This is a genomic window from Pseudorhodobacter antarcticus, assembly GCF_900110135.1.
Lineage (GTDB): Bacteria > Pseudomonadota > Alphaproteobacteria > Rhodobacterales > Rhodobacteraceae > Pseudorhodobacter > Pseudorhodobacter antarcticus.
Genome location: NZ_FOCO01000102.1, coordinates 1 through 2,156, shown reverse-complemented (window position 1 = coordinate 2,156; position 2,156 = coordinate 1). Strand labels below are relative to the sequence as shown.

The 2,156-nt window shown below is 52.4% G+C and carries 3 protein-coding genes; all 3 read right to left on the bottom strand.

From position 1 onward, the window contains the following. Positions 1-299: 299 nt before the first annotated feature. Entirely contained in the window at positions 300-800 is a 501-nt protein-coding gene (locus tag BMY36_RS19030) for a type III secretion system chaperone family protein (protein WP_050520546.1), read from the bottom strand. Positions 801-1,126: 326 nt separating this feature from the next. After that, positions 1,127-1,606 carry a hypothetical protein gene (locus BMY36_RS19025; RefSeq protein WP_050520545.1) on the bottom strand — a complete coding sequence of 160 codons (480 nt, stop codon included), beginning with the start codon at positions 1,604-1,606 and terminating at the stop codon, positions 1,127-1,129. A 13-nt stretch (positions 1,607-1,619) separates the two neighbouring features. Continuing rightward, a complete protein-coding gene (locus BMY36_RS19020) occupies positions 1,620-1,961 on the bottom strand; it encodes a hypothetical protein (protein WP_050520544.1) in 342 nt (113 codons plus the stop codon). Positions 1,962-2,156 lie beyond the last annotated feature (195 nt).

Genomic DNA, 2,156 nt, shown 5'->3' with positions numbered 1-2,156 from the left:
CCCGCCATCACCGACCTCAAGATGTCCACTACCGATGGTGGACACTATCACCCACTCCATCACGCAGGCAGGGCAGTCAGACCGGACGCTTACTTTCGTCTCGCCATCGTGTTCATCTCCGAGAGTCGTTCACCGCCCGTTTCTGCAATATTCCAACAGTGGTCAATGATCTTTTGAAGTGTTCCAAAAACCCTCGTTTCTGGAACATCGGAAAATTTGCGCATTTCCCGCCACCAAAAATCCCGTTCAAACCCGCAGCCGTTGTTGGCGGTTTGGCGCGGCTTTACAAAGGCGGGCCGTTACGCGCGGCCATACGCCTCGGCGATGGCGACTTTCATCGCGGCTTCGGGTGTGTGATCGGCCCAAGTGACCAATTGGAAGGCTGGGTAAAAGCGTTCTGCGGCCATAACGGCGCTGGAAATCAGGCGGTCGATTTGTTCTGGTCCCGCAACCTGCCCGCCCGCAAGGCACAGCCCATAGCGCCACACCATCAGCTTTTGGTCGCCCCACCAAGTGAACGCCCCGGTCCACACCATATCGTTGCAGCGGTTCATCACATCATACAGCGCGGAAATGCGGCCTTCGGGTGGTTCCATTTCAAAGGTGCAGATCAGGCGCAAAGTTTCATCTTGTGCCGACCAAGCAAGGGTCAGCGAATAGGTGCGCCACTGCCCTTCGACCGCCATTGCGATTTGGTCATCGGTCACGCGGTCAAATTCCCACGCATGGCCTTGGGCCAGCGTTTCGACGATGTCGATCGGGTGAAGGTCGTCCGACAGATACTCTTCAGAAAGTGACATGCCCAGCCTCATTTTTACCCCCCAGCGCGATATCTTTCAGGCAGAAAGACACCCCTAGAGTTTGTGTGCATGGCAAGACGCTGCGGTCTACATGCTTTGATCTTACTAAATATAGTGTGGGCAGAGCGAAACCCTGTAAAGGGATTTCTGCGCAATTCTTCTGTGGACAAGTGTGGTTGTTGTGGCTCGCCACCCGAATTTGCAGTGATTGACAACCGATATTGCAGCAGAGCGATTTTGGCGACTTATCCAGCATCAGTCGAAAAATGATCCCCAGACAAGATTGTAGGACAAAGGGACGCCGCTGGATTTTCTGTCCTGGCGCTTCAAATACCTACTTTGGACCTGCACCCATCCAAAATCACTTTGAAGTCCCGATCAAGCAACGCTATCTCGCTGATGATTTTCTTCATCTCGACAGGTTGGTGAAGGTCGTGATCAATTAAGGCGGTGGCGTCCTCTAAGCCTGCTAAATCAACAGAAATCCACCCCTCGCCAAAGTCGTACTTCCCTTTACTTAACCTATTGACCGTTCGCGCCAGATCACGGTTTGTCGCCATGAGTAAAGTAAACAGAACGCTGGATGTCGCTTCATCCTTAGCACGTATTAACGCATGCGCTAAAGACACAGCCTTGTCTAGTTCGCGCAAAAGCTGACACATCGGCTCGTCAACAGTTCGAATAAAAAGGTCTCGTTTGTCTCTTTTGGATAGTTTTCCCTCGAAGTTGCAATACTGAAGCCAGAAACCTAGAACTGTCAGTAAGGCAACCACGATCGTATCGAGGTCAACTTTGCCAAGCTCCAAAGCGCCTACTCCCTTATGGGCTCTCCCGGCGTCGGGCAGCGCTGTGTAGCTTCAGGCGTTCAATCCCAACTCGAAAGTCGTCCTCTAGTGTCTTTGGGAGAAGGGAAAAGTCGTAGAGGGCGTCGACAGCTTCATCTCCGCGCTCGTAAACAGTCGCTCCAAGAAAACCTTGCACAAACGAAGTGGTAATCGCCTCCAAGCTTTCCGGGGCGCAAATCTGTATCGGAGAGCCAGACGCTTCCAGTTCATCCAAAGAGTACAACGCCCGGCTCTCCACCCCACGAATTTGTCCGGTGAGCATACGCACCTTATTTTTTGTCAGCCTTACGAGGTCAATTTTAGTCATGGTCAGCATTCTCTAAATAACCTTTGTCGAGTTCGAGGCTTATAGTGATCAACGTACCCCGAAATTCTTGATCCAACTCTACCATAGAAGAGCTGTCGGGTGGTATTTCCTTAAGGGCACCTCTATAAATTGCCCCACCGCCCACACTGCGGTATGGTGGGACAGTGAACTGGCGGTGGGGATGCGGCGATGGCGCAGATGGGT